Origin of the sequence: Luteimonas sp. TWI662, assembly GCF_039673825.1 — a bacterium.
In the GTDB taxonomy this organism is placed as follows: Bacteria; Pseudomonadota; Gammaproteobacteria; order Xanthomonadales; family Xanthomonadaceae; genus Luteimonas.
Genome location: NZ_JBDJMI010000010.1, coordinates 58,616 through 79,642, shown reverse-complemented (window position 1 = coordinate 79,642; position 21,027 = coordinate 58,616). Strand labels below are relative to the sequence as shown.

At 68.3% G+C, this 21,027-nt stretch carries 27 protein-coding genes and 2 tRNA genes; 23 read left to right on the top strand and 6 right to left on the bottom strand.

What is annotated here, in order from left to right:
- The first annotated feature begins 65 nt into the window (after nt 1–65).
- Nucleotides 66–368 carry a hypothetical protein gene (locus ABE488_RS09090; protein WP_346447957.1) on the top strand — a complete coding sequence of 101 codons (303 nt, stop codon included), beginning with the start codon at nt 66–68 and terminating at the stop codon, nt 366–368.
- A 118-nt stretch (nt 369–486) separates the two neighbouring features.
- Nucleotides 487–966, top strand: coding sequence for a hypothetical protein (locus ABE488_RS09085; RefSeq protein WP_346447956.1), 480 nt, complete (start codon nt 487–489; stop codon nt 964–966).
- Between the two features lie 11 nt (nt 967–977).
- Here ABE488_RS09085 and ABE488_RS09080 read toward each other — a convergent pair whose 3' ends face one another.
- Nucleotides 978–1,235 (bottom strand): hypothetical protein, encoded by a 258-nt coding sequence (locus tag ABE488_RS09080; protein ID WP_346447955.1) that lies wholly within the window; start codon nt 1,233–1,235, stop codon nt 978–980.
- A gap of 76 nt (nt 1,236–1,311) precedes the next feature.
- Between ABE488_RS09080 and ABE488_RS09075 the strand changes: the two genes are divergently transcribed.
- From ABE488_RS09075 to ABE488_RS09000, 16 genes are all read left to right on the top strand, one after another.
- Entirely contained in the window at nt 1,312–1,857 is a 546-nt protein-coding gene (locus ABE488_RS09075; protein WP_346447954.1) for a hypothetical protein, read from the top strand.
- Between the two features lie 106 nt (nt 1,858–1,963).
- Nucleotides 1,964–2,146, top strand: coding sequence for a hypothetical protein (locus ABE488_RS09070; protein WP_346447953.1), 183 nt, complete (start codon nt 1,964–1,966; stop codon nt 2,144–2,146).
- 20 nt (nt 2,147–2,166) lie between these two features.
- A complete protein-coding gene (locus tag ABE488_RS09065) occupies nt 2,167–2,508 on the top strand; it encodes a hypothetical protein (RefSeq protein ID WP_346447952.1) in 342 nt (113 codons plus the stop codon).
- Nucleotides 2,509–2,756: 248 nt separating this feature from the next.
- On the top strand, nt 2,757–3,257 hold the full coding sequence (locus ABE488_RS09060; RefSeq protein ID WP_346447951.1) for a hypothetical protein: 501 nt from the start codon (nt 2,757–2,759) through the stop codon (nt 3,255–3,257).
- A complete protein-coding gene (locus ABE488_RS09055) occupies nt 3,254–3,670 on the top strand; it encodes a hypothetical protein (protein WP_346447950.1) in 417 nt (138 codons plus the stop codon). Before ABE488_RS09060 ends, ABE488_RS09055 begins: the two co-directional genes overlap by 4 nt.
- 88 nt (nt 3,671–3,758) lie before the next feature.
- Nucleotides 3,759–4,001 carry a hypothetical protein gene (locus ABE488_RS09050; RefSeq protein ID WP_346447948.1) on the top strand — a complete coding sequence of 81 codons (243 nt, stop codon included), beginning with the start codon at nt 3,759–3,761 and terminating at the stop codon, nt 3,999–4,001.
- On the top strand, nt 3,998–4,204 hold the full coding sequence (locus ABE488_RS09045) for a hypothetical protein (RefSeq protein ID WP_346447946.1): 207 nt from the start codon (nt 3,998–4,000) through the stop codon (nt 4,202–4,204). Before ABE488_RS09050 ends, ABE488_RS09045 begins: the two co-directional genes overlap by 4 nt.
- The gene (locus ABE488_RS09040; RefSeq protein WP_346447945.1) at nt 4,201–6,786 is read left to right on the top strand and encodes a DNA methyltransferase; all 2,586 of its coding nucleotides are present in this window, start codon (nt 4,201–4,203) and stop codon (nt 6,784–6,786) included. The genes ABE488_RS09045 and ABE488_RS09040 overlap by 4 nt, the downstream gene beginning before the upstream one ends.
- A complete protein-coding gene (locus ABE488_RS09035; RefSeq protein WP_346447944.1) occupies nt 6,783–7,127 on the top strand; it encodes a hypothetical protein in 345 nt (114 codons plus the stop codon). Before ABE488_RS09040 ends, ABE488_RS09035 begins: the two co-directional genes overlap by 4 nt.
- Before the next feature lie 35 nt (nt 7,128–7,162).
- Entirely contained in the window at nt 7,163–8,020 is an 858-nt protein-coding gene (locus ABE488_RS09030) for a hypothetical protein (RefSeq protein ID WP_346447942.1), read from the top strand.
- Nucleotides 8,020–8,253 carry a hypothetical protein gene (locus ABE488_RS09025; RefSeq protein WP_346447941.1) on the top strand — a complete coding sequence of 78 codons (234 nt, stop codon included), beginning with the start codon at nt 8,020–8,022 and terminating at the stop codon, nt 8,251–8,253. The genes ABE488_RS09030 and ABE488_RS09025 overlap by 1 nt, the downstream gene beginning before the upstream one ends.
- A 75-nt stretch (nt 8,254–8,328) precedes the next feature.
- Entirely contained in the window at nt 8,329–8,529 is a 201-nt protein-coding gene (locus tag ABE488_RS09020) for a hypothetical protein (protein ID WP_346447939.1), read from the top strand.
- Nucleotides 8,529–9,170 (top strand): J domain-containing protein, encoded by a 642-nt coding sequence (locus ABE488_RS09015; protein ID WP_346447937.1) that lies wholly within the window; start codon nt 8,529–8,531, stop codon nt 9,168–9,170. Before ABE488_RS09020 ends, ABE488_RS09015 begins: the two co-directional genes overlap by 1 nt.
- Complete coding sequence (locus tag ABE488_RS09010) at nt 9,163–10,104, top strand: phage Gp37/Gp68 family protein (protein WP_346447935.1); 942 nt, start codon at nt 9,163–9,165, stop codon at nt 10,102–10,104. The genes ABE488_RS09015 and ABE488_RS09010 overlap by 8 nt, the downstream gene beginning before the upstream one ends.
- Nucleotides 10,101–10,331, top strand: coding sequence for a hypothetical protein (locus ABE488_RS09005; protein WP_346447934.1), 231 nt, complete (start codon nt 10,101–10,103; stop codon nt 10,329–10,331). Before ABE488_RS09010 ends, ABE488_RS09005 begins: the two co-directional genes overlap by 4 nt.
- Nucleotides 10,332–10,402: 71 nt before the next feature.
- Entirely contained in the window at nt 10,403–11,566 is a 1,164-nt protein-coding gene (locus ABE488_RS09000) for an integrase (RefSeq protein WP_346447933.1), read from the top strand.
- 67 nt (nt 11,567–11,633) lie between these two features.
- Here the strand turns inward: ABE488_RS09000 and ABE488_RS08995 are convergent.
- Together ABE488_RS08995 and ABE488_RS08990 are read right to left on the bottom strand one after the other, a co-directional pair.
- A tRNA-Arg gene (locus tag ABE488_RS08995) sits at nt 11,634–11,710 on the bottom strand.
- A gap of 32 nt (nt 11,711–11,742) precedes the next feature.
- A tRNA-Pro gene (locus tag ABE488_RS08990) sits at nt 11,743–11,819 on the bottom strand.
- Nucleotides 11,820–11,966: 147 nt separating this feature from the next.
- Here ABE488_RS08990 and ABE488_RS08985 point away from each other — a divergent pair.
- Entirely contained in the window at nt 11,967–12,728 is a 762-nt protein-coding gene (locus tag ABE488_RS08985) for a Bax inhibitor-1/YccA family protein (protein WP_346447931.1), read from the top strand.
- A gap of 87 nt (nt 12,729–12,815) precedes the next feature.
- Here the strand turns inward: ABE488_RS08985 and ABE488_RS08980 are convergent, their stop codons facing one another.
- From ABE488_RS08980 to grxC, 3 genes are all read right to left on the bottom strand, one after another.
- Nucleotides 12,816–13,823, bottom strand: a complete 1,008-nt coding sequence (locus ABE488_RS08980) for an isocitrate dehydrogenase (RefSeq protein ID WP_346442183.1) — start codon at nt 13,821–13,823, stop codon at nt 12,816–12,818.
- 141 nt (nt 13,824–13,964) lie between these two features.
- Nucleotides 13,965–14,366: a carboxymuconolactone decarboxylase family protein gene (locus tag ABE488_RS08975; protein WP_346447930.1), complete on the bottom strand. Its 402-nt coding sequence runs from the start codon at nt 14,364–14,366 to the stop codon at nt 13,965–13,967.
- Nucleotides 14,363–14,611 carry a glutaredoxin 3 gene (grxC, locus tag ABE488_RS08970; protein ID WP_183425979.1) on the bottom strand — a complete coding sequence of 83 codons (249 nt, stop codon included), beginning with the start codon at nt 14,609–14,611 and terminating at the stop codon, nt 14,363–14,365. The genes ABE488_RS08975 and grxC overlap by 4 nt, the downstream gene beginning before the upstream one ends.
- Before the next feature lie 206 nt (nt 14,612–14,817).
- Here grxC and ABE488_RS08965 point away from each other — a divergent pair, with 206 nt between their 5' ends.
- From ABE488_RS08965 to ppk1, 4 genes are all read left to right on the top strand, one after another.
- Nucleotides 14,818–16,491, top strand: a complete 1,674-nt coding sequence (locus tag ABE488_RS08965; protein ID WP_346448028.1) for a M48 family metalloprotease — start codon at nt 14,818–14,820, stop codon at nt 16,489–16,491.
- Nucleotides 16,492–16,649: 158 nt separating this feature from the next.
- Nucleotides 16,650–17,339, top strand: a complete 690-nt coding sequence (gene phoB, locus ABE488_RS08960) for a phosphate regulon transcriptional regulator PhoB (RefSeq protein ID WP_346442186.1) — start codon at nt 16,650–16,652, stop codon at nt 17,337–17,339.
- A gap of 141 nt (nt 17,340–17,480) precedes the next feature.
- On the top strand, nt 17,481–18,809 hold the full coding sequence (gene phoR / locus ABE488_RS08955; protein WP_346447928.1) for a phosphate regulon sensor histidine kinase PhoR: 1,329 nt from the start codon (nt 17,481–17,483) through the stop codon (nt 18,807–18,809).
- Nucleotides 18,806–20,950 carry a polyphosphate kinase 1 gene (ppk1, locus tag ABE488_RS08950; RefSeq protein WP_346447927.1) on the top strand — a complete coding sequence of 715 codons (2,145 nt, stop codon included), beginning with the start codon at nt 18,806–18,808 and terminating at the stop codon, nt 20,948–20,950. Before phoR ends, ppk1 begins: the two co-directional genes overlap by 4 nt.
- Nucleotides 20,951–21,027: the final 77 nt, after the last annotated feature.

Genomic DNA, 21,027 nt, shown 5'->3' with positions numbered 1-21,027 from the left:
GATCGGGTGCCGGCCCGGTGTAGGCTCGGAGGTGCGACCCAACCTCACCTGCACCGGAGACCGGCATGGACATGGAAGACCGGGTGGAACGACTCACAGCGACATTGCTCGAGCTGAGCGGACGGGCGTTCGTCGTGGATGTGCTTCTCGACACACTCATCGCGACGCACCCGATGCCGGAGCTGGTCGCCGATCTCTTCGAGCACATGCTGAGCACACAGACGCATCAGCTGATGGGCGAGGGCTTCGATCAGAATGCGAGCATCGAGGGCAGCCAGGCTGTGCATCGCGCAGTGACGAGGTTTTCGGAACACTACCTCCGACGAGTTTGGCTAGCCGCCGGAAAGACTCCACGATCGGACTCATAGCGCACGCCGGGGCGCCGGCGACGTGGTGGCGGTGCTGATGGCCGGAGCCGAGCCCCAGGTCTGCCAGGCGCTGCAGGGCGTCGGCCGGCACGCGGCCGCAAAAAGGGGAGAGAAATAGATGGCCGAGCTTTTGAACCGAGACGTGCAGCGCGCGCTGCTGGAGCGCCTGCAAGCGAGCTATCCGGCGCCTTTGTCGCCTATGGCATTTCGCGACTTCACCGATGACCGCACAGCTGCGGTGAACCTTTGCTACTTGGCCGAGCACCGTTTGGTCGATTGTGAAGTGCGCGTTTTTGACGGCATTCCCCGCGTCGCTCACCCGAAGATCAGCGCGAAAGGAATCGACTTCCTCGCTGACGACGGTGGACTCGGCGCGATCCTCGGCACCGTCACCGTCAAGCTGCACTCCGACACCGTGCGGGATCTGCTGATCGCCCGGGTGCGCGAATCTGACGAGCCGGACACAGTGAAGACCCGCCTGATCGACCAGCTGAAGGCGACGCCAGCGGTCGCGCTGGGCCAGCTCACGGAGCGCGCGCTGGACGCCGGGCTGCAAGCAATGCCCCGCTTCGCGGAATGGCTGCAGGGCCAGTTCTGATGCGGCCCGCATCAGGCCACCTCCACGGGCGGCCCGATGCGGTTGGCATCCGGGTCGTCGCTGATCTCGCCGAAGATGTCGGGACGCAGTTCGTGGCGCGATACGGCGCCGTCGCTTTGCTCATCCAGGCGGCGCGCGAGCGCACCGTCGAACCGCTGCCCCTTGCTCAGGGCTTTGCGGAGGTAGCCGATCGTGGTGCCTGCACGCTGCGCGTAGGCGGCTTGGCCGTCCGGGGGCATGGTGGCGAGGAAGTTGCGGAGGGTATCCATGCGAGGAGGATACCTTTTGGTAACTGACAGTCAATACCTTTTGGTAACCGGCATGCGCGCGGGCGACCATTCCGCGATGTCCGCATCCGACACCCCTCTCGTTGCAGCTCGCCGCGCCCGGCTCAAAGCCTGGATCCGCGACCAGCATGCCGGCAGTCGGAAAGACTTCGTCGCCGCCGCCGCGGCCCGCGGTGTCCAGCTGAATCCCACTGAGGTGAGCAACCTCCAAACCGGCCAGAAATCGTTCGGTGAGAAGAAGGCTGCAGAACTCGAAAGCGCGGCGGGCATGCCTACTGGTTACCTCGTTGCCGCCTTGGACGATCCTGCGATGATGTCTCACGCCGCGAGACTTGATGCCGAGATCATCCGTGCCGCCATCTTGCTGGCGAAGCGGGCCCTCCGGCTCGCCCATGATCAGGACCTGGTTATCGAGCGCGATCCTGAAGTGTTCGCCCAGGCCTTGCTCACAGCGATGGCTCAACGGGAACGGATGGAGGCAACGAGACGGGATGAACCTGGATCAGGAGATGGAAAAGCTCGCCCAGTTGGTAGCGCTGCGCGCGCACCGAAAGATGGGACTGTCACCGAATCTGCAGCTCGTAGGCCGCGAAAGCGCGCCTGAGCCGCGGAGCGAACCACGACACGAGCCGCGACCCGAAGACCTCACAAACTGGACATCGGTCGGAGAGGTGGATTTTTCTCCACGTGCCAGGAAGGTGCACGAGATCATGCACATCGCGAACGCGCACAACTGGCAGATCGCGGTTCGCCATTTCCTGATGACCAAGGGCGTTGGCTACTTGTCCGACCTCTCGGATCCACAACTCGACGACCTCCTCGACCGCATGCACGGCTATGTGGACGCGGCGGAAACCGGTGCGAGCCTGCCAGACTGTCTGCCTGCCTCCTGATCCATGCTCAAGGGAATGCCATGAAGACCTACGCCGCGATCCTGTGCGCGCTTGCCCTGCCCGGTTGCGTGATGCAATCCACGTACAGCCAGATCATGGCGAAACCACCAGTGCAGGCGTTCGACACAACCCGCAGCGTGGACGAGTTCCTCGGCTGCATCTCGCCGAAGATCGCTACCGTGTGGCCACGGGTCAACACTATCCAAGACGGCGACGCCTCAGTGCTGACTGTTGTGGGCGCACAGGTGCTCGTTACAGTGCGCGTGTCTCAGACGAGCACCGGCGCGCATGTGGAAGTGCGCCAGATCTATGACGGCCGCGGCTACCAACGTGCGAGCGAGGCGGCGCTGGCCTGTAGATAGCCGCGCCTGGCCGCAAGTGGGCCGAGACTGAAGCCCTGACGGCCCCTCTGGCAGCCGCTTGCGGCACTGCCCGGGACACACCGCGAAATCCGGTTACCTTTTGGTATTGACAGACGGTTACCTTTTGGTAACTCTATGCCTCGACGCCCCACGACAACGGCAGCAGCCGGGGGCCAGCGAAGGCGACCGGCGGTTCACCTCCCCCCCTGTGGTGAGCCGCCGGCGCCCTCCTGATACGGAGGCCGTCCATGTCTCAACCGACCGCATACCGCCGCAGCCAGCGCCGCACCGCGCTGGCCTTCGCCGCCGTCTACTGCGCCATCGCGGCGGCCATCGTCGCGTGCGCCCCTGGCGAGGCCGCGCCCCCCGTCGCCGAGGTGATCGACGACACCGGCGCGCCGGCGACCCTGGTCCTCGCTGAGCGCCGGATCTGTGCGGCGGTCGTCGTCTACGGCGCTGTGCGCACCGACGACTACGCCCAGGCCGCGGTCGCAGCGCGCGCCGCGCTCAACCACTTCAACGAGCTCGGCCACACGCCCGACTGCGGCGTCGCTTTGACGCGCACGGTCTCCGCCGGCATCGACCCGACTCGCTGGCAGCGCGCGCTGGATGCCGTGGACGCGATCGAGAACGGCAGCTACCCGGTCCCCCTCGCCTGCGTCCGCGCCTCCGTGATCCTCCCCGCGTCCGCGGCGGCGCGGGCGCAGTGCGTCCTGGGCGACCTCGCGTTCGTGGAGTCGGGTCGATGAGCGCCGCGCTGCAGATGGGGCCGATCCACCAGCCGGGCGTCTACAACATCGAGGCGTGGGATGGCGCGCGCTGGCGCGGCGGAATGAACCGCTCGAATCGCTCTGATGCCATCGCGACCGCCGAGCGCTGGAGTGTGGAAACGGTCCATCGCCATCGGGTGTTTGGGCTGGACGGCGCGGTCATCTTCGACACCGCTTGGGCGGAGGCCGCCACTGCTGACCATCACAATGCCGAGCTGATTGCCGCGGCGCGGGACATGCGCAACGCCCTGTCCTCTACCCGCGGCGTATTGGCAAGCGCGCTCCGCGCGGCAGCCCCCGACATGTTCGAGTCGGATGCCGACATCGCCGAGCACCTGACGATCCGAATGATCGACGCCGCCCTGGAGCGGGCCAGCGGAGCGCAGTTATGAGCCGCCGTGCTGTGTTTTGGCTGGGCATCATCACGGGCGCCGCGCTCTGGGCGCTCCTGGGCGCCGTCGACGCCACGGAGTGCCGGCCATGAGGATTCTCGACGTATCCGGGGTGCTCGAGCGCGCCGGCGCCGACATTGAGGCCGCTGAGGGCTCCCAGGCTCACGCACTGGCCGAGGTCGACGCCACGTTCGTGCTGCTGCGCCGGACGCTGGCGGCATCCATGCATGCGCTGCGCTCCTACCAGCACGGAAACTGCGAAGCGGCACTGGCTGAGGAGGTCGCGGACGCGGCCGAGGCTGCGCTGCGCCGCGTCGGCGGTGCGCCATGACGGACCCCATCGTCGTCCTCGGCCTGACCGGGCTGGGCCTGCTGGCCTGGATCGTGCTGTCTGCGGCCCTGTCCATCGTGTTCGGCGACTGGCTGCTCGCCCGCGGCGCATCGATGCTCGTCGCCGAGCGTGCAGAGCAGATCACGTGGACGCTCGCCACACTGGCCGGTGTCGTCGTCGCGGTGCTGGTGGCATCCGCATGACACGGCCCGACTACCACGAGTTCCTGCAAGGCAAGGTCCGGGTTGCGCCGCAGCTGGGTTTCGACGTCGATCCGTCGGACATCAATCCGATCCTGAGCCGCCACCAGCCGGACGCGGTCCGCTGGGCCTGCGCCGGCGGCCGGCGCGCGCTGTTCGAGGCCTTCGGCCTGGGCAAGTCGGTGCAGCAGATCGAGATCCTGAGGCTGGCGCGCGCGCACGCCGGCGGCGCCGTCGGCTTGGTCCTGCCGCTGGGCGTGCGCCAGGAGTTCGCCGCAGATGCCGAGCTGCTGCGCACCGGCATCAACCCCCGCATCACCGATGTCCAGCGCGCGCAGCTGGGCGCCTGGCTCGAGCAGGATCCTCGGCGCGCGCCGGCGGTCCGCTTCGTCCGCTCGACGTCCGACGTCGATCCGTCGTTCGAGGGCATCCACCTGACGAACTACGAGTCGGTCCGGGACGGCAAGCTCGATCCGTCCGTGTTCACCGCCGCAAGCCTCGATGAGGCCTCGGTGTTGCGCTCGTTTGGCTCGAAGACCTACCAAGAGTTCCTGCCGCTGTTCGAGCCGGTCCGGTACCGCTTCGTCGCCACCGCGACGCCCTCGCCGAACCGCTACAAGGAGCTGATCCACTACGCCGGCTACCTGGGCGTCATGGACACTGGCCAGGCGCTCACGCGCTGGTTCAAGCGCGACAGCAGCAAGGCCGGCAACCTCCAGCTGTACCCGCACAAGGAGCGCGAGTTCTGGCTCTGGGTGGCCTCCTGGGCACTGTTCCTGCAGCGGCCGTCCGACCTGGGCTACAGCGACGACGGCTATGACCTGCCCGAGCTCAAGGTGCACCGCGTCGAGGTGCCGGTGGACCACGGCGGCGCCGGAGTCGAGCGCGACGGCCAGCACAAGCTGTTCCGCGACGCGGCGACCGGTGTTGTGGATGCTGCCCGCGAGAAGCGCGACACGCTCCCGTCGCGCGTCGCCGCGGTGCGCGGGATCCTCGATCAGCATCCCGAATCGCACTGGCTGATCTGGCACGACCTCGAGGCGGAGCGCCACGCGATCCAGGCGGCCGTGCCTGAGGCGGTCAGCATCTACGGCGAACAGGACCTCGACGAGCGCGAGCAGGCGGTCGTCGATTTCAGCCAGGGCCGCATCCGGATCCTCTCGGCCAAGCCGGTCATCGCCGGCAGCGGTTGCAACTTCCAGCGGCACTGCCACCGCGCGGTGTTCGCCGGCATCGGCCACAAGTTCAACGACTTCATCCAGGCCATCTACCGCATCCAGCGGTTCCTACAGCCCCACCCTGTCGAGATCTGGATCGTCTACGCCGAATCCGAACGCGAGGTGCTGGCCAGCCTTGAGGAGAAATGGGCCCGAGACACGGAGATGCGAGCACGCATGAGCGACATCATCAAGGAGTACGGCCTCAGCGAGGCCGCCATGGCGCAGGTCCTGCAGCGCTCGATCGGCGTCGAGCGGATCGAGGCGCGCGGCGATGGATGGGTGGTCGCCAACAACGACTGCGTCGCCGAGACGAAGGCGATGCCGGAGAACAGCGTCGGGTTGATCGTGACCTCGATCCCATTCGCGAACCACTATGAGTACAGCCCCTCCTATAACGACTTCGGGCATACCGACGACAACGCCCATTTCTGGGCGCAGATGGATTACCTGACGCCGGAGCTCCTCCGGATCCTGCAGCCCGGCCGGATCGCAGCCATCCACGTCAAGGACCGCATCCAGTTCGGTAACGTCACCGGTGCCGGCGTGCCGACGGTGAGCCCCTTCCACTGCGAAGCGATCCAGCACTACCGCGCGCACGGCTTCGATTACATGGGCTTGATCACGATCGTCACCGACGTTGTGCGCGAGAACAACCAGACCTACCGCCTGGGCTGGTCTGAGCAGTGCAAGGACGCCACGAAGATGGGCGTTGGCTCGCCCGAGTACGTCGTGCTGCTGCACAAGCCGCAGACCGACCGCAGCCGCGGCTACGCGGACATGCCCGTCCGCAAGGAGAAGGCCGACTACACGCGCGCGCAGTGGCAGGTCGACGCGCACGCGTTCTGGCGTAGCAGCGGACGCCGGCAGCTGACCGCCGACGAACTCGCCCAGCTGGGGCCCGATCAGCTCGCCAAGCTCTACACGGCCTACAGCCTGGGAGAGGTCTACGACTACGAGACGCACGTCCGGATCGGCAAAGCGCTCGAGGCGCGCGGCGCACTGCCGTCGACCTTCATGTCGCTCGCACCCGGCAGCCACCACCCCGACGTATGGCACGACGTCAACCGGATGCTGACGCTCAACGGCGAGCAGACGCGGCGCGGGCTCGAGAACCACATCTGCCCCCTGCAGTTCGACATCGTCGACCGCCTGATCGTCCGCTACTCGAACGAGGGCGACGAAGTGTTCGACCCATTCGGCGGCCTGTTCACCGTCCCGGTTCGCGCGCTGAAGCTCGGGCGCCGCGGCCGCGCCTCGGAGCTCAACACCTCCTACTTCATGGACGGAATCCGCTACCTGCAGGCCGCAGAGCGCGAGAAGGCCATGCCCGACCTGTTCGACACCCTGGAGAAGACCGCAGCATGAAAGAGCCCTTGATCAACGTCGCCTTCCGCCCGTTCACGCTGGCCCTGCGCCGCACGAACGCCGCAGGCGAGTTCGTCGCCACGCTGTCGCTGACCGGCGCGCCGACCGCGCTGGTGCACAGCACCGCGAGCGCCGATACGCGCGTGCGCACCGACACCCCCACGCCTTGCCTGCAGGTCGGCAGCGCGCAGTTCGCCGTGCCCACGCGCCAGCTCGCCCGCATCGGCGACTGGCTGGCAGGCCAGCACGAGCCGGGCGTGGCAGATGCCCAGCCGGCGAGCGAGCCCGAGCCGCAGCACGAGCCCAGCGATGCCGCCGAACCTTTCCACACCCCCGACTGAACCACAACCGCCGGCACGCCGGCAAAGGATTTCCCGTGTCCGACTCCACCCCGAACCCCATCGCCGACCAGCCGGTCAAGATCCTCGCCGACGGCAGCGAAGTCCCCGCGACCGATCCGCGCATCGACCACGTCGCCGTCCTGTTTCCCGACGGCTGGATGGTGGCCTGCCGGCCGCTGACCGATGAGGACGGCGAGTCGCTGCCGAACGCCGACGCTGTTGACGCCGCCGCTGCCGCGCCCGCCCCGGCGGCCGGTGAGGCTGCCTCGCTCCCGAGCATCGTGCGCGAGGTGCTGGAGTGGTACGCGAGCGACCCGTCGCTGTGTGTCGCCTGGAACGAAGAAGGCTGGTCCGCAGAGAAAGCGGCGAAGGCGTCCGGCCACTACACTTTCGTCGGGGAAGACCGCTACGGGCACAGCGAGTACGTGCCGAACAGCGTGCGCGCTGAAGAAGCATTGGCCGCCCTCGACGAATGGCTCGCGCAAGACCGCGCATCGCATGGTGCGGCGGCTGGGGTGCCCGAGGGGATCGTCGGCGAGATGCGGAACTTCGCAGATGTCGCGGACCAGTGCCAGCTCACTGAGGGCAACGCCTGCGTGGTGATTCGCGCATGGGCGGACCGGCTCGCCGCCGCGAAGCTGGCATCGCAGACCGCGCCGGTGGTGCCGGAGGAGCCCGACCAAGCACTGCTGGTCAGCATGGCTACATGCCTCAATCACGGGTTTGGGCTTCTTGACCCTTCGCGCCAAGCTTCGATGCTCCATGACATGCGGAAGCTGTGGGCAGAGGTCACGGGCCGCGGGTATTACACGCCTGAGAATCGCGACCGATACGCCGCCATGCTCGCCGCCGCGCCCCAGCCGCCGGCGCCCGACGCGCAGGAGGTGCGGTGATGTCACTGAAATCCGAACTCCTGGCTGTGATGCAGGTCGTCGCAGATGCCAGCCCCCGTAGCCCACATGACGTGACGCAAGCCGGCGTGCAGTGCTTGGACTTCATCGCGGCGCGAGGCAAGTCGATGCTGGCGACCATCGAGGCATTCGATCGTCTACACCGCGAGCACTACCGGGGCCGGGCCGCCGCATTACCTCTCGGCCGCGATGCAGGAGCTTACGCCGACCAATAAGAGACAGCGCGAGTACGCCGACCGCATCGCAACAGCGGTCATCGCCGCGCTGCTCGCTGATGGGGAGGGCTGCTGATGCGCACCGTCATCTTGCTCGCCGCTGCCCTGGCGCTTTCTGGCTGCGACACCAACTCAGGGCTCCACAACAGGATCGTGTGGGATGCCGAGGGGTGTGCCTTTTCGGTTCGTGACGGTGTGGGCGGGAACAGCTTCCTGCAGCGCATGACGGATGCGGACAAGCCCGATTGCAAACGCACCAATGCGGAGGGCCGCTGATGGCTATCGAAGCCTACCCACTCACCTGGCCGGTTTACCGGCCGCGCACGCCTCGCGCCGAGCGCAAGGTCGCCGACTTCGGCAAGCGCGACAACAATCCGAGCGGCGGCTTCCGCTACAAGCGGGCGCTGACGATCGCCGATGCGATCAGCCGCGTGCACAGCGAGATCTCGGCGTTCACGCGCACCGGCCGTCCTTGGCGCATCAATCCCAACGACGTGGTGATCAGCACGAACGTACCGACCACGCGCGCCGGCTTGCCGTACAGCACAGCGAAGGCGCCCCAGGACAGCGGCGTCGCCGTCTACTTCACCCTGGACGGCGAGGACTACTGCCTGGCATGCGACCGCTGGACTCGCGTCGCCGACAACCTCGCAGCGATAGCGGCCCATCTGGGCGCGATGCGCGGCATGGAGCGCTGGGGCGTCGGCGACCTGCGCCAGGCGTTCGCCGGGTACGCGCAGTTGCAGGGACCGGTCGCGCTGTCGTGGCGTGACGTGCTCGATCCCGCCGATCCGGTGGGCAGCTACCGGCGCTTGCGCTCGAAGGCGCACCCCGACCGCGGCGGCAGCGATGCCGAGTTCGCGAAGGTAGAGGCGGCCTGGGCCGAGTACGAGAAGGAGGCCGGGAACCATGGCTGAGACCTCCGCGATCGAGTGGTGCGACTCCACCTTCAACCCCTGGATCGGCTGCACGCGTGTGTCGCCGGCCTGCGACCACTGCTACGCCGCGGTCAGCACCCCCACGCGCACGATGGGCATCGCCTGGGGCGCTGGCCAGGCGCGTCGGCGCACCAGCCCATCCAACTGGAGACAGCCGCTGACGTGGAACGCGCGGCACGCGGTATTCTTCGCCGAACACGGCCGCCGCCGCCGCGTGTTCTGTGCTTCGCTCGCCGACGTGTTCGACAACGAGGTCGCGCCGCACTGGCTGGCGGATTTGCTGTCGCTCATCGCGCTGACACCCAACCTCGATTGGCTGCTGCTCACCAAGCGCGTCGGAAACGTGCAACGCGCCTTGCGCATGGCCGGCGCTCACATGGCTGCAACTGCCGCAACGACACCCGCGCATCGCCTGCTAGCGGACTGGTTGCGCGGCACACCGCCCGCGAACGTCTGGATCGGCGCCACCATCTGCAATCAGAGCGAGGCCGACCGGGATATCCCGAAGCTGCTGCTGGTTCCGGCCGCTGTTCGCTTCCTGTCCATGGAACCGTTGCTCGGCCCCGTCAATCTGTACGGCTTCGTCAGTGCGAACCGGCGCTGCATCAACGCCGCAGGGGTCACTGATTCGCTCGACTGGGTAATAGTCGGCGGCGAGAGCGGCCCCAACGCCCGGCCGATGAACCCTCAGTGGGTGCGCGACGTGCGCGACAAGTGCGCGGCTGCAGGCGTGCCGTTCCTGTTCAAGCAATGGGGTGAATGGGTCTCAGTTTCCGAGGTCGGCGGCGAGGGGCCGCATCACACGTTCGACGACGGCCGGACTGTGCGGCGCGCAGGCAAGAAGGCCGCCGGCCGCACATTGGAAGGCGCCACGCACAGTGCTTGGCCAGCGGAGAACGGACGTCACGCATGATCGGCCCGATTCTCCAATTCGAGGACCTGCAGCGCCTATGCCAGCCCGATCCGGCGAAGCCTGCGCCGCGGCGTGGAACCGTCGAGGCGTGGGCGCGCCGAATCGGCCTGTCGTACACCTACGACGGGCACGGGGGCATTATCACCACGATTACCGCGCTCAACTCGGCTCTCGGCGTTGGTCAGGCAGCTGCAAACGACGGCGTCCTCGGGCCCGACGACCTATGACAGCCAGGAAGCCGCGCGGCAGACCTCGCGCGCACTCGCCCACTATACCCAGCCACATCGACCAGGCGCGTTTGCCCGCGGGCATCTTCTGGGACCGCACTGGTTCGGGCCGCTGGTTCGTGCGCGAGCTCGGTCCTGACGGGCGAGTGCGATCGAAGACGGTCGCCGGCCGTGAAGCGCGCCTGTCCGACCTGCACGCGATCGCGGAAGATCGCGCCGGCGCGGCGGCTCAGGGGTCGATAGCGCATGTGATCGACCGGTTCCACGACCATCGCGAGTTCAAGGACCTCGCCGCGTCCACACGCGATCGCTACTCGGAACACGCGAGGGGCATCAAGGCATTCGAGACCAAGCGCGGCCCGCTTGGCACCGTGCGCATCGACGCGCTATCTCAGCCATACCTGCGAGCACTGGTCGATCTGATTGCGGAGGGCCGTCCGGCGCGTGGCGCTGAGCCGGCGGTCCCAGGCTATCCATCGAAGGCGAACCAGTGGCTTCGCTATCTTCGGCGCGTGTTCTCGTTCGGGGTGGAATACGGCCTATGTCGCACGAACCCAGCGCGCGGCGTGCGCCAGGTCAAAGAGGTCCGCAATCACCGCATGCCCACGCGGCAGGCCTTCCGGCGAGTCTACGAGTACGCGCGCGCATGTGGTGCACTGGGGCCCCGCGAGAAGGGCCGCCAGCCGCCGTACATCTGGTGCGCCATGGAGCTCGCCTTCCAGGCCCGGCTGCGCCGGGTGGAAGTGCTCACGCTCACCGACGCGCAGATCATCGAGGCCCTGGCCGATGCCGATGCCGATGCCGCGCAACTGCTCGAGGCGCGCCGGCGGAAAGGCAGCCGCGCCAACCACGTGCGGATCGGCGAGCGCATGCGTGAAGCTGTTGCGGCTCTGCAAGCGCGCCGGGAGGCCATCTGGACGTCACGCGACATCCCAACGCCCATTCGGCCAGAACAGCGCCCGCTGTTCGTGACCGAGGACGGCACGCCGCTGTCGGTCGAGGGCTGGAAGACGGCCTGGGGCAAGATGATGCGCGCAGCAGTCGCTGACGGCGTGATCACCACCGAGGAACGTTTCGGCCTGCACGGGTTGAAGCACCGCGGCATCACCGATACGAAAGGCACGAGGGCCGACAAGAAGGAGGCGAGCGGCCACGTGACCGACTCGATGTCCAGTCTCTACGACCACGGTCTGCCTACCGTCGAGCCGGCGGACGACGATCGAAATGCGCGATAGGGCGCGCCGAATTGTATGGAGATTTGTATGGAGCGCGCCGCCGACGAATCGTAAGCCATTGATCCAATGGCGCGCCCGACAGGAATCGAACCTGTAACCCCCGACTTAGAAGGTCGGTGCTCTATCCGGTTGAGCTACGGGCGCCCGCGGGACACGCTGCGACCGGGCTCGCCGGGTGGTCGGGGTAGAGGGATTCGAACCCCCGACATCCTGCTCCCAAAGCAGGCGCGCTACCAGACTGCGCTATACCCCGCCGGACATCGAGCGGTCGAATCGCCCGCCGGTGGGCCGGAGGACCTCGGCATTGTCGGAAGGCGCAGCCGCGCTGTCAACGCGCCGCCCAGACGCCGCGGTGTATCCTGCCCGGCGATCCGAACATGAACCATCAGGGGCTTACTCGATGCGCAGCGGCAATCCCACGCTTCAGGAATCCACGTTCCTCGACCTCGCCAGCGGCAGCGTCGTCACCCGCGACGGGGAGGCGATGACGCTCAACGGCACGGTCAACAAGACCGGCCTGCTGCTCCTGCTCGCGGTCCTGACAGCCGCGTTCGCGTGGACGCAGTCGGTCAACGCGGACGGCACGCCGACGGAAAGCTTCGGGCTGTATGCCTGGGGCGGCGCGATCGGCGGCCTGATCCTGGCGCTGGTCACGGTATTCAAGAAGACCTGGGCGCCGGTCACCGCCCCGATGTACGCCCTGGTCGAAGGGTGCTTTCTCGGCGCGATCTCGGCGATGTTCGAGGCACGCTTCCCGGGCATCGTGATGCAGGCGGTGATGCTGACCTTCGGCACGCTGTTCGCGTTGCTGGCGGTGTATCGCAGTGGCCTGATCAAGGCGACCGAGAACTTCAAGCTCGGTGTGGCCGCGGCCACTGGCGGTATCGCGCTGGTCTACCTGGCGACGATCGTGCTGAGGCTGTTCAACATCGAGGTGCCGCTGATCCACGAATCGGGCCTGATCGGCATCGGTTTCAGTCTGTTCGTGGTCGTGGTCGCCGCGCTGAACCTGGTGCTGGATTTCGACTTCATCGAGACCGGCGTCGAGCACGGCGCACCGAAGTACATGGAGTGGTACGGCGCGTTCGGCCTGATGGTCACGCTGGTGTGGCTGTACGTTGAGTTCCTCCGCCTGCTGGCGAAGTTGCAGTCGCGCGACTGAGCCGCCATGCGCCGGGGTCATCCCCAGCAACGCCGGACACGACAAGGGCGCCGAACGGCGCCCTTGTCGTGTGTGCTGCCGATGGCCTCAGAGCCGCGAGGCGATCGCCTGCGCGAAGCCCATCGTGGTGCCGGTGCCGCCCAGGTCCGGGGTCACGCCGTCCTTGGCATCGAGCGTGGCGACGATCGCGGCGCGCAACCGCTGCGCCTGCTCGGGCAGCGCCAGATGGTCGAGCATCTGCGCGGCCGCCAGCAGCAGCGCGCAGGGATTGGCCACGCCCTTGCCGGCGATGTCCGGTGCCGAGCCGTGCACGGCTTCGAAGATCGCCGCGTCCTTGCCGATGTTGGCGCCCGGGGCCAGGCCCAGCCCGCCGACCAAACCGGCGCACAGGTCGGAGATGATGTCGCCGAACAGGTTCGTGGTCACGATGATGTCGAACTGCTCGGGGCGCATCACCAGCTGCATGCAGGTGTTGTCGACGATCATCTCGTTGGCCTCGATCTCCGGATACTCGGCCGCGACCTCGCGGGCGATCTTCAGGAACAGGCCCGAGGTGCTCTTGAGGATGTTGGCCTTGTGGACAATCGTGACTTTCTTGCGGCCGGTCTTGCGCGCCAGCTCGAATGCGTAGCGCACGATGCGCTCCGAGCCCTTGCGGGTGATACGGGTGATCGACACCGCGGTCTCGCCGTCGGCCGACACCTCCTGGCCTTCGCTGATGTACGAACCTTCGGTGTTCTCGCGGATCGTGATCAGATCGACGCCGCTGGAAAAGCGCGAGCGGGTGTTCGGGAACGAGGTCGCCGGGCGGACATTGGCGTAGAGATCGAACTGGCGACGCAGTTCGACGTTGATCGAGCTGAAGCCGCCGCCCACCGGCGTGGTCAGCGGGCTCTTGAGCGCAACGGCGTTGCGGCGGATCGATTCGAGTGTCGCGGCCGGCAGCAGCTCGCCGTGCTTGTCGAGCGCCATCAGGCCGGCGTCGGCGTCTTCGTACTTGAGGCCCAGCTGCATCGCGTCGAGCACGTGCAGCGTGGCGTCCATGATCTCCGGGCCGATACCGTCGCCGCGGATAACCGTAATCGTGTGCGTCATGTCGGGGGGAGGTCCCTGCGCAGGGGCACCGCGCTGCGCGCGGCGCCAGGGTGAAATGAAGGAAGAAAACCGCCGTATTATGCCCGATGCGCGCAGATGGCCCCAAACCGGGCAACCGGGCGCACAGGGCGCGCGGCTGGGTCAGCCGTGGTCGTGGCCGGCCGGCGCGGCGGCCTCGCCCTGCTCCAGCCGGTCGAGGAAATCGACCGCGCGGCGCAGGTGCGGGATGACGATGCTGCCGCCCACGACCAAGCCCACCGAGAACGTTTCGAACAGTTCCTCGCGGCTCGCACCGGCGTCCTTGCACTGGGCGACGTGGTAGCTGATGCAGTCGTCGCAGCGCAGGACCAGCGAGGCCACCAGCCCCAGCAACTCCTTGGTCTTCACGTCGAGCGCGCCGGCCTGGTAGGTCTGGGTGTCGAGCGCGAAGAAGCGCCGCACCACCTGATTGGGTTCGGCGAGGATGCGCTCGTTCATGCGCTTGCGGAATGCGGTGAATTCGGCGAGTCGGTCGCCCTCGCCTTCGGTCCGGTCGCCGCTCACGACGCCGCGCCCTCGACCAGCGGCAGGAAGCCACCCTGGCGGTGCAGCGCCATCATGTCGTCGTAGCCGCCGACGTGGGTCTGGCCGACGAAGATCTGCGGCACGCTGGTGCGGCGCGCACGCTCGACCATACGCTGGCGCTCGTCGGCATCCAGGTCCACGCGCACCTCGCGCCACGACAGGCCCTGGCTCTTGAGGAAGTTCTTGGCGGCCGCGCAGTATCCGCAGATCGCGCTGGTGTACATGACGATCTCCGGCGCCGCCGGGTCGGGGGATTGGCTGGTCAAGTCGGTCTCCGGGGAAACTTGTGCGGCCATTGTCGGTCAAAGCCGGGTCGCGGGGCGATGATGTCGCGATCACGACGCACCGCCCGCTTAACATGGGATTCACGCCCGTGCCCGAGCGCGCCGGCATGCTGGTTGCGCGGCCCCGCCCCTTCGATACCGAGCCGATGCCCACGATCCGACCTCGCCGTTTTCCCTTCCGCGTCCGCCTGCTGCCCTCGGCGATCGCGCTGACGCTGGTCGTCGCGTCGCTCGGCGTGCCGGCCCAGGACACCCGGCTGCCCGATATCGGCTCGTCGGCCGGCACCGTGCTCAGCCCCGCCAAGCAATCCGAGTACGGGCAGATGCTGCTGGCGCAGCTGCGGCACTACAACTATGTGCTGGAAGATCCCCTGGTCGAAAACTGGCTGCGCACCACCGGCACACGGCTGGCGGCCTCGAGCGACCGGCCGCAGCAACCCTTCACCTTCTTCATGATGCGCGACCGCAGCATCAACGCGTTCGCCACGCTCGGCGGCTACATCGGCATGAACGCCGGCCTGGTGCTGGCGGCCGAAAGCGAGGACGAGGTCGCCGCGGTCCTCGCGCACGAGGTCGCGCATGTGACCCAGTCGCATGTGTTGCGCGGCGTCGAGCGTGCCCAGCGCGACCAGATCCCGATGCTGCTGGCGATGCTCGGCGCGATCGCGGTGGCCTCGCAGAGCAGCAGCAGTTCCTCCGACGATGCGGCGATGGCGGTGCTGGCCGGCGCCCAGGGCCTGGCCCTGCAGCGCCAGATCGACTACACCCGCTCCAACGAGTCGGAGGCCGACCGGCTCGGCATCCGCACACTGGCGCGCAGCGGCTACGACCCCGATGCGATGGCCTCGATGTTCGAGCGCATGCAGGCGGTCTCGCGCACCAACCAGGGCGGCGAACGCGAGCGCCTGCCCGACTATCTCAAGACCCATCCGGTCACCACGACCCGCATCAGCGAGGCGCGCGATCGCGCCGAGCGCATGACCCGCGAGACCGTGCAGGTCACGACCACGACCCCGCAGGGCTCGCGTGTGGAGCGTGTGCCGGTGGACGGCGCGCCCGAGGCGCCGCTGCGCGCGCTCGACAACCCGCTGTTGCCGGCCGCGTTGCGCCTGCCGCCCGGCGCCACCGGCGGCACCGATCCGGTCCAGTTCGGCTGGGCGCGCGAGCGGCTGCGCGTGCTCAGCGCCAATACGCCGGCGCAGGCGATCCGCGAGTACGAGGCGATGCGCCGCAGCGGCACCCTGACCGATGCCCAGCGCTACGGGCTGGCCTTTGCCCGCCTGCGCGCCAACGAGGCCGAGGTCGCCGCGCGTGAGCTCTCGGCCCTGCTCGACACCTACCCCGGCGATGTCTGGCTGTCGCTGGGCATGGCCGAGGCCGATGCGCGTGCCGGCCGGTCCGCGTCCGCGGACCGGCGCCTGGAGGCGCTGGTCGAACGGATGCCGCGCAATCCGGCGGTCGTGCTGAGCTACGCGACATTGCTGCTCGAGCGCGACTCGGCCGAATCCGGGCGCCGCGCCCAGGCGCTGCTGCGGCCGCTGCTCAACGGCTCGAGCGGCGACCCGGCCTTCCAGCGTGCATTCGCCCGCGCCAGCGAGATGGCCGGCGACCCGGTGCGGGCGGGCGAAGCCTGGGCCGAGGCGGCATTCCTGGGAGGCCGCGCGGAACAGGCGCTGATCCAGCTCAATACGCTCAAGAAGCGCGAGGACCTGGACTACTACGCCCGCGCGCGGATCGATGCGCGGATCGCCGCGATCACCCCGATGGTGCTGGAACTGCACCGCCAGGGTGTCCGCGACGAGGACCTGCGCCGGCGCTGACGGGCTGGTCACGGGCGCCGGGACGCGCCCGGCCGGCGGATCGTCGGCGCCGGCGCCGCTGCGCCGCCGCAGCGCCGACACGCCTTGCCGCCCCCCTGTCACCGGACCGTCATAAAACTGTCGTGTAATGGGGACTCCCCGGTCCTACGGAAAGCTCCATGCACAAGCGCATCCTCATCGTCGACGACGAACCGGCGATCCGCGATATGGTCGCGTTCGCGCTGCGCAAGGGCGAATTCGAACCGATGCACGCCGGCGACGCGCGCGAGGCCCAGTCTGCGATCGTCGACCGCGTGCCCGACCTGATCCTGCTCGACTGGATGCTGCCCGGGACCAGCGGCCTGGAACTGGCCAGGCGCTGGCGCAAGGATGCGCTGACCCGCGATATCCCGATCATCATGCTCACCGCGCGCGGTGAGGAAAACGATCGCGTCGGCGGGCTGGAAGCCGGCGTCGACGACTATGTGGTCAAGCCGTTCTCGGCCCGCGAGTTGCTGGCGCGCATCCGCGCGGTGATGCGCCGGGCACGCGACGACGACGAGGACGGCAGCGTGACAGTGGGGACGCTGCGCATCGACGGCGCGGCGCACCGGGTGTTCGCCGGCAACGAACCGGTCCAGATCGGCCCGACGGAGTACCGGTTGCTGCATTTCTTCATGACCCATCCCGAGCGCGTCTACAGCCGCTCGCAACTGCTCGATCATGTCTGGGGCGGCAGTGTCTACGTCGAGGAGCGCACGGTCGATGTGCACATCCGCCGGCTGCGCAAGACGCTCGAGCCGAGCGGACTGGACGGCATGGTGCAGACGGTTCGCGGCGCCGGCTACCGATTCTCGGCGTCGGTGTGAGCGCCGCGCCACCTGGCACGCACCTGCGCGCTTCCCTCGCCCTGCCCCGCGGCGACGCCGCACAGCGCCGCACGCCGCAGGCGCACGACGCTGCGCTCGCCCACGCAGACCTGTCCGCCCACATTGCCTAGACTTGCCGTCATGCCACCTCGTCTCCACGCCGCCTGGACCCGTACGCTGCTGCAGCTCGGGACCGTGCTCGCGGCCGCGACGATCGCCGGCGCCCTCGCCGGCCACGCGTGGATGGCGCTGGCGCTTGCCGCGCTGGGCGTGATCGCCTGGCATTACTGGAAGCTCTACGACCTGCTGCGGCGGCTGACCTCGCGCAGCCGGGTGCCGCCACCACAGGGCGACGGGGTCTGGCAGGAGGCCGACCGGCTGCTGCACCGGGGCCAGCAGGACATGCGCAATCGCAAGCGGCGCCTGATCGCGATGCTGCGTGCCTATCGCGCGGTCGCCGCGGCGCTGCCCGATGCGGTCGTGGTGGTCGAGCGCAACAGCCAGCGGGTGCAGTGGGTCAACCGCGCGGCGACGACGCTGCTCGGCCTGCAGATGCCGCGCGATGTCGGCCGCCCGGTCGGCGCGGCGCTGCAGCCGCTGCCGCTGGCGCACTGGCTGGCCCAGGGCCGGCGCGCCGAGCCGTTGCTGGACGTGCCCTCGCCATTCTCGTCGGGCACCCGGCTGGAGCTGCGGCTGATTCCCTATTCCGACGATCTGTGGCTGCTGCTGGTGCGCGATGTCACCCGCCTGGTCCGGTTGGAGCAAATGCGCCGCGATTTCGTCGCCAACGTCTCGCACGAATTGCGCACGCCGCTGACCGTGGTCCACGGGTATCTGGACATGCTCGACCCCGAGGAGCAGCCCGAATGGGCGCCGATGCTGCAGGAGATGCAACGCCAGTCGCAGCGCATGACCCAGTTGGTCGAGGACCTGCTGACGCTGTCGCGGCTGGAGGCGCAGGAGGGCGTGGGCGACGAGATCGTGTCGATGGCCTCGATGCTGGCCTCGCTCCGCCGGGAGTTGGAGATGCTCAGCCAGGGCCGGCATAGGATCGACGTCGAGGATGCCTCGGACACCGATCTGGTCGGCTCGACCCGCGAGTTGCACAGCGCGTTCTCCAACCTGGTCAGCAACGCGGTGCGCTACACGCCGCCGGGTGGGCGCATCGCGATCCGCTATGCCCCCACGCGCGACGGCGGGGTCGCGCTGTCTGTGGACGATTCGGGCTACGGCATCCCGGCCGCGCACCTGCCGCGCATCACCGAGCGCTTCTACCGGGTCTCGACCAGCCGCTCGCGCGAGTCGGGCGGGACCGGGCTGGGGCTGGCGATCGTCAAGCACGTGCTGCATCTGCACCAGGCGCGGCTGGAGATCGACAGCGAGGTCGGGCGCGGCAGCCGCTTCGCCTGCCATTTCACCGCCGAGCGCGTCCGCGCGCGCGACCCCCACGTCACAGGAGCCTTCGGATGAGCCATCCCCCCGCCCCCGGCAAGCCGCCGCGTCCGCGCCGGCCGGCGCGCACCACCGGACGCGACGCCGCGCCGCCGCCGACCGCAGGCGATCCGTTGCTCGATCCTGCGCTGTATCTCAACCGCGAACTGTCGCAGCTCGATTTCAACTTCCGGGTCCTGGCCCAGGCGCTCGACGAATCGGTGCCGCTGCTCGAGCGGGTGAAGTACCTGTGCATCTCGTGCACCAATCTCGACGAGTTCTTCGAGATCCGGGCCGCGACCGTCCGCCACGCACAGGACTTCGGCATGCCGTTGCCCCCCGATGGCCTGCCGCCGGCGACGGTGCTCAAGCGCATCCATGAGCGGGCCGCCGCCCTGGTCGAGGCGCAGTACGCGTGCTGGAACCAGATCCTGCGCCCGGCGCTGGGCACAGCCGGGGTGCGGATCCTCGGCCGCGACACCTGGACGGCGCGGCAGAAGCGCTGGCTGCGGGCGTACTTCCGCGAAGAAGTGATGCCGGTGCTCTCGCCGCTCGGGCTGGACCCCGCACACCCGTTTCCGAAGATCCTCAACAAGTCGCTCAACATCGTCGTGGTGCTCAAGGGCAAGGACGCATTCGGCCGGATCGGCAATCTGGCGATCGTGCGCGCACCGCGCTCGCTGCCGCGCATCATCCAGTTGCCCGAGCGCGTATCGGGTGGCGAGTACGACTTCGTATTCCTGTCGGCCGTGCTGTCGGAATTCGTGCACGAGCTGTTCCCCGGCATGGACGTGCGCGGGGCGTACCAGTTCCGGGTCACCCGCAATTCGGAACTGATCGTCGACGAGGAGGAGGTCGAGAACCTGGCGCTGGCGCTGCGCGACGAACTCGCCGGCCGCGGCTACCTGCGCGCGGTGCGGCTGGAGATCGCGGCCAATTGTCCCAAGGCGATCGTGCGCACGCTGCTGCAGAACTTCGACCTGCCCGAGAACGCGGTCTACCGGATCGACGGGCCGGTCAACCTCAACCGTGTCAGCCAGATCTTCGACCTGGTGCAGCGCCCGGATCTGAAGTTCCCGACCTTCCAGCAGCGCCAGCTGCCTGGCAACGATGCGATGTTCGAGATCGTCGCCGATGGCGACGTGCTGTTGCATCATCCCTTCGATTCCTTCGCGCCGGTGCTCGAGCTGATCAAGCAGGCGGCGGAAGACCCGAATGTGCTGGCGATCAAGCAGACGCTCTACCGCACCGGCAAGGATTCGGCGATCGTCGAGCACCTGGTCACCGCGGCGCGCAACGGCAAGGACGTCACGGTCGTCGTGGAGCTGCGCGCGCGGTTCGACGAGGAGGCCAACCTCGGCCTCGCCGACCGGCTGCAGGAGGCCGGCGTGCAGGTGGTCTACGGCGTAGTCGGCTTCAAGACCCACGCCAAGATGCTGCTGATCGTGCGCCGCGAGGGACGCAAGCTGCGCCGCTACGTGCACCTGGGCACCGGCAACTACCACGCCGGCACTGCGCGCGCCTACACCGACTTCGGGCTGATCACCGCCGACCCGCAGATCGGCAATGATGTCCACCTGATCTTCCAGCAGCTTTCGGGGCTGGCGCCGGCGATCGAGCTCGAACGCCTGCTGCAATCGCCGTTCACGCTGCAGCCCGGCATCATCGCGCGGATCGAGCGCGAAACCCGGCATGCGGCGCAGGGCCGCCCGGCGCGGATCGTGGCCAAGATGAACGCCCTCAACGAGCCGCAGGTCATGCGCGCGCTGTACGCGGCCTCGCAGGCCGGAGTGAAGATCGAACTGATTGTGCGCGGCGCCTGCGCGTTGCGACCGGGCGTGCCGGGCATCTCGGAGAACATCCGGGTGCGTTCGATCGTCGGACGGTTCCTGGAGCACCATCGCGTCTACTGGTTCGCCAACGATGGCGATCCTGAGCTGTTCTGCGCCAGTGCCGATTGGCTGGAGCGCAATCTGCTGCGGCGCGTGGAGACGTGCTTCCCGATCCTCGATCCCCAGGTCGCGACCCGGGTGCGCACCGAGTCCCTGGACAACTATCTGGCCGACAACATCAACGCCTGGGAACTGCGCGAGGACGGCAGCTACGAGCGGCTTGTGCCCGAGGGCGATGCGATGCCGCACTCGGCGCAGGGCTGGCTGCTCGCGCGCCTGTGCGGCTGACGCGACGACGGTCGGCGGGCGCGCGCTGCGCCGGGATGCACGGCATCGCGCACGCCATCACGGTTTGCGCGCCCACC

Coding starts and splice junctions, on each gene's coding strand:
- ABE488_RS09090 (WP_346447957.1), top strand. CDS start 66: ATGGACATGGAAGACCGGGTGGAACGACTCACAGCGACATTGCTCGAG.
- ABE488_RS09085 (WP_346447956.1), top strand. CDS start 487: ATGGCCGAGCTTTTGAACCGAGACGTGCAGCGCGCGCTGCTGGAGCGC.
- ABE488_RS09080 (WP_346447955.1), bottom strand. CDS start 1,235: ATGGATACCCTCCGCAACTTCCTCGCCACCATGCCCCCGGACGGCCAA.
- ABE488_RS09075 (WP_346447954.1), top strand. CDS start 1,312: ATGTCCGCATCCGACACCCCTCTCGTTGCAGCTCGCCGCGCCCGGCTC.
- ABE488_RS09070 (WP_346447953.1), top strand. CDS start 1,964: ATGCACATCGCGAACGCGCACAACTGGCAGATCGCGGTTCGCCATTTC.
- ABE488_RS09065 (WP_346447952.1), top strand. CDS start 2,167: ATGAAGACCTACGCCGCGATCCTGTGCGCGCTTGCCCTGCCCGGTTGC.
- ABE488_RS09060 (WP_346447951.1), top strand. CDS start 2,757: ATGTCTCAACCGACCGCATACCGCCGCAGCCAGCGCCGCACCGCGCTG.
- ABE488_RS09055 (WP_346447950.1), top strand. CDS start 3,254: ATGAGCGCCGCGCTGCAGATGGGGCCGATCCACCAGCCGGGCGTCTAC.
- ABE488_RS09050 (WP_346447948.1), top strand. CDS start 3,759: ATGAGGATTCTCGACGTATCCGGGGTGCTCGAGCGCGCCGGCGCCGAC.
- ABE488_RS09045 (WP_346447946.1), top strand. CDS start 3,998: ATGACGGACCCCATCGTCGTCCTCGGCCTGACCGGGCTGGGCCTGCTG.
- ABE488_RS09040 (WP_346447945.1), top strand. CDS start 4,201: ATGACACGGCCCGACTACCACGAGTTCCTGCAAGGCAAGGTCCGGGTT.
- ABE488_RS09035 (WP_346447944.1), top strand. CDS start 6,783: ATGAAAGAGCCCTTGATCAACGTCGCCTTCCGCCCGTTCACGCTGGCC.
- ABE488_RS09025 (WP_346447941.1), top strand. CDS start 8,020: ATGTCACTGAAATCCGAACTCCTGGCTGTGATGCAGGTCGTCGCAGAT.
- ABE488_RS09020 (WP_346447939.1), top strand. CDS start 8,329: ATGCGCACCGTCATCTTGCTCGCCGCTGCCCTGGCGCTTTCTGGCTGC.
- ABE488_RS09015 (WP_346447937.1), top strand. CDS start 8,529: ATGGCTATCGAAGCCTACCCACTCACCTGGCCGGTTTACCGGCCGCGC.
- ABE488_RS09010 (WP_346447935.1), top strand. CDS start 9,163: ATGGCTGAGACCTCCGCGATCGAGTGGTGCGACTCCACCTTCAACCCC.
- ABE488_RS09005 (WP_346447934.1), top strand. CDS start 10,101: ATGATCGGCCCGATTCTCCAATTCGAGGACCTGCAGCGCCTATGCCAG.
- ABE488_RS08985 (WP_346447931.1), top strand. CDS start 11,967: ATGCGCAGCGGCAATCCCACGCTTCAGGAATCCACGTTCCTCGACCTC.
- ABE488_RS08980 (WP_346442183.1), bottom strand. CDS start 13,823: ATGACGCACACGATTACGGTTATCCGCGGCGACGGTATCGGCCCGGAG.
- grxC (WP_183425979.1), bottom strand. CDS start 14,611: ATGTACACCAGCGCGATCTGCGGATACTGCGCGGCCGCCAAGAACTTC.
- ABE488_RS08965 (WP_346448028.1), top strand. CDS start 14,818: ATGCCCACGATCCGACCTCGCCGTTTTCCCTTCCGCGTCCGCCTGCTG.
- phoB (WP_346442186.1), top strand. CDS start 16,650: ATGCACAAGCGCATCCTCATCGTCGACGACGAACCGGCGATCCGCGAT.
- phoR (WP_346447928.1), top strand. CDS start 17,481: ATGCCACCTCGTCTCCACGCCGCCTGGACCCGTACGCTGCTGCAGCTC.
- ppk1 (WP_346447927.1), top strand. CDS start 18,806: ATGAGCCATCCCCCCGCCCCCGGCAAGCCGCCGCGTCCGCGCCGGCCG.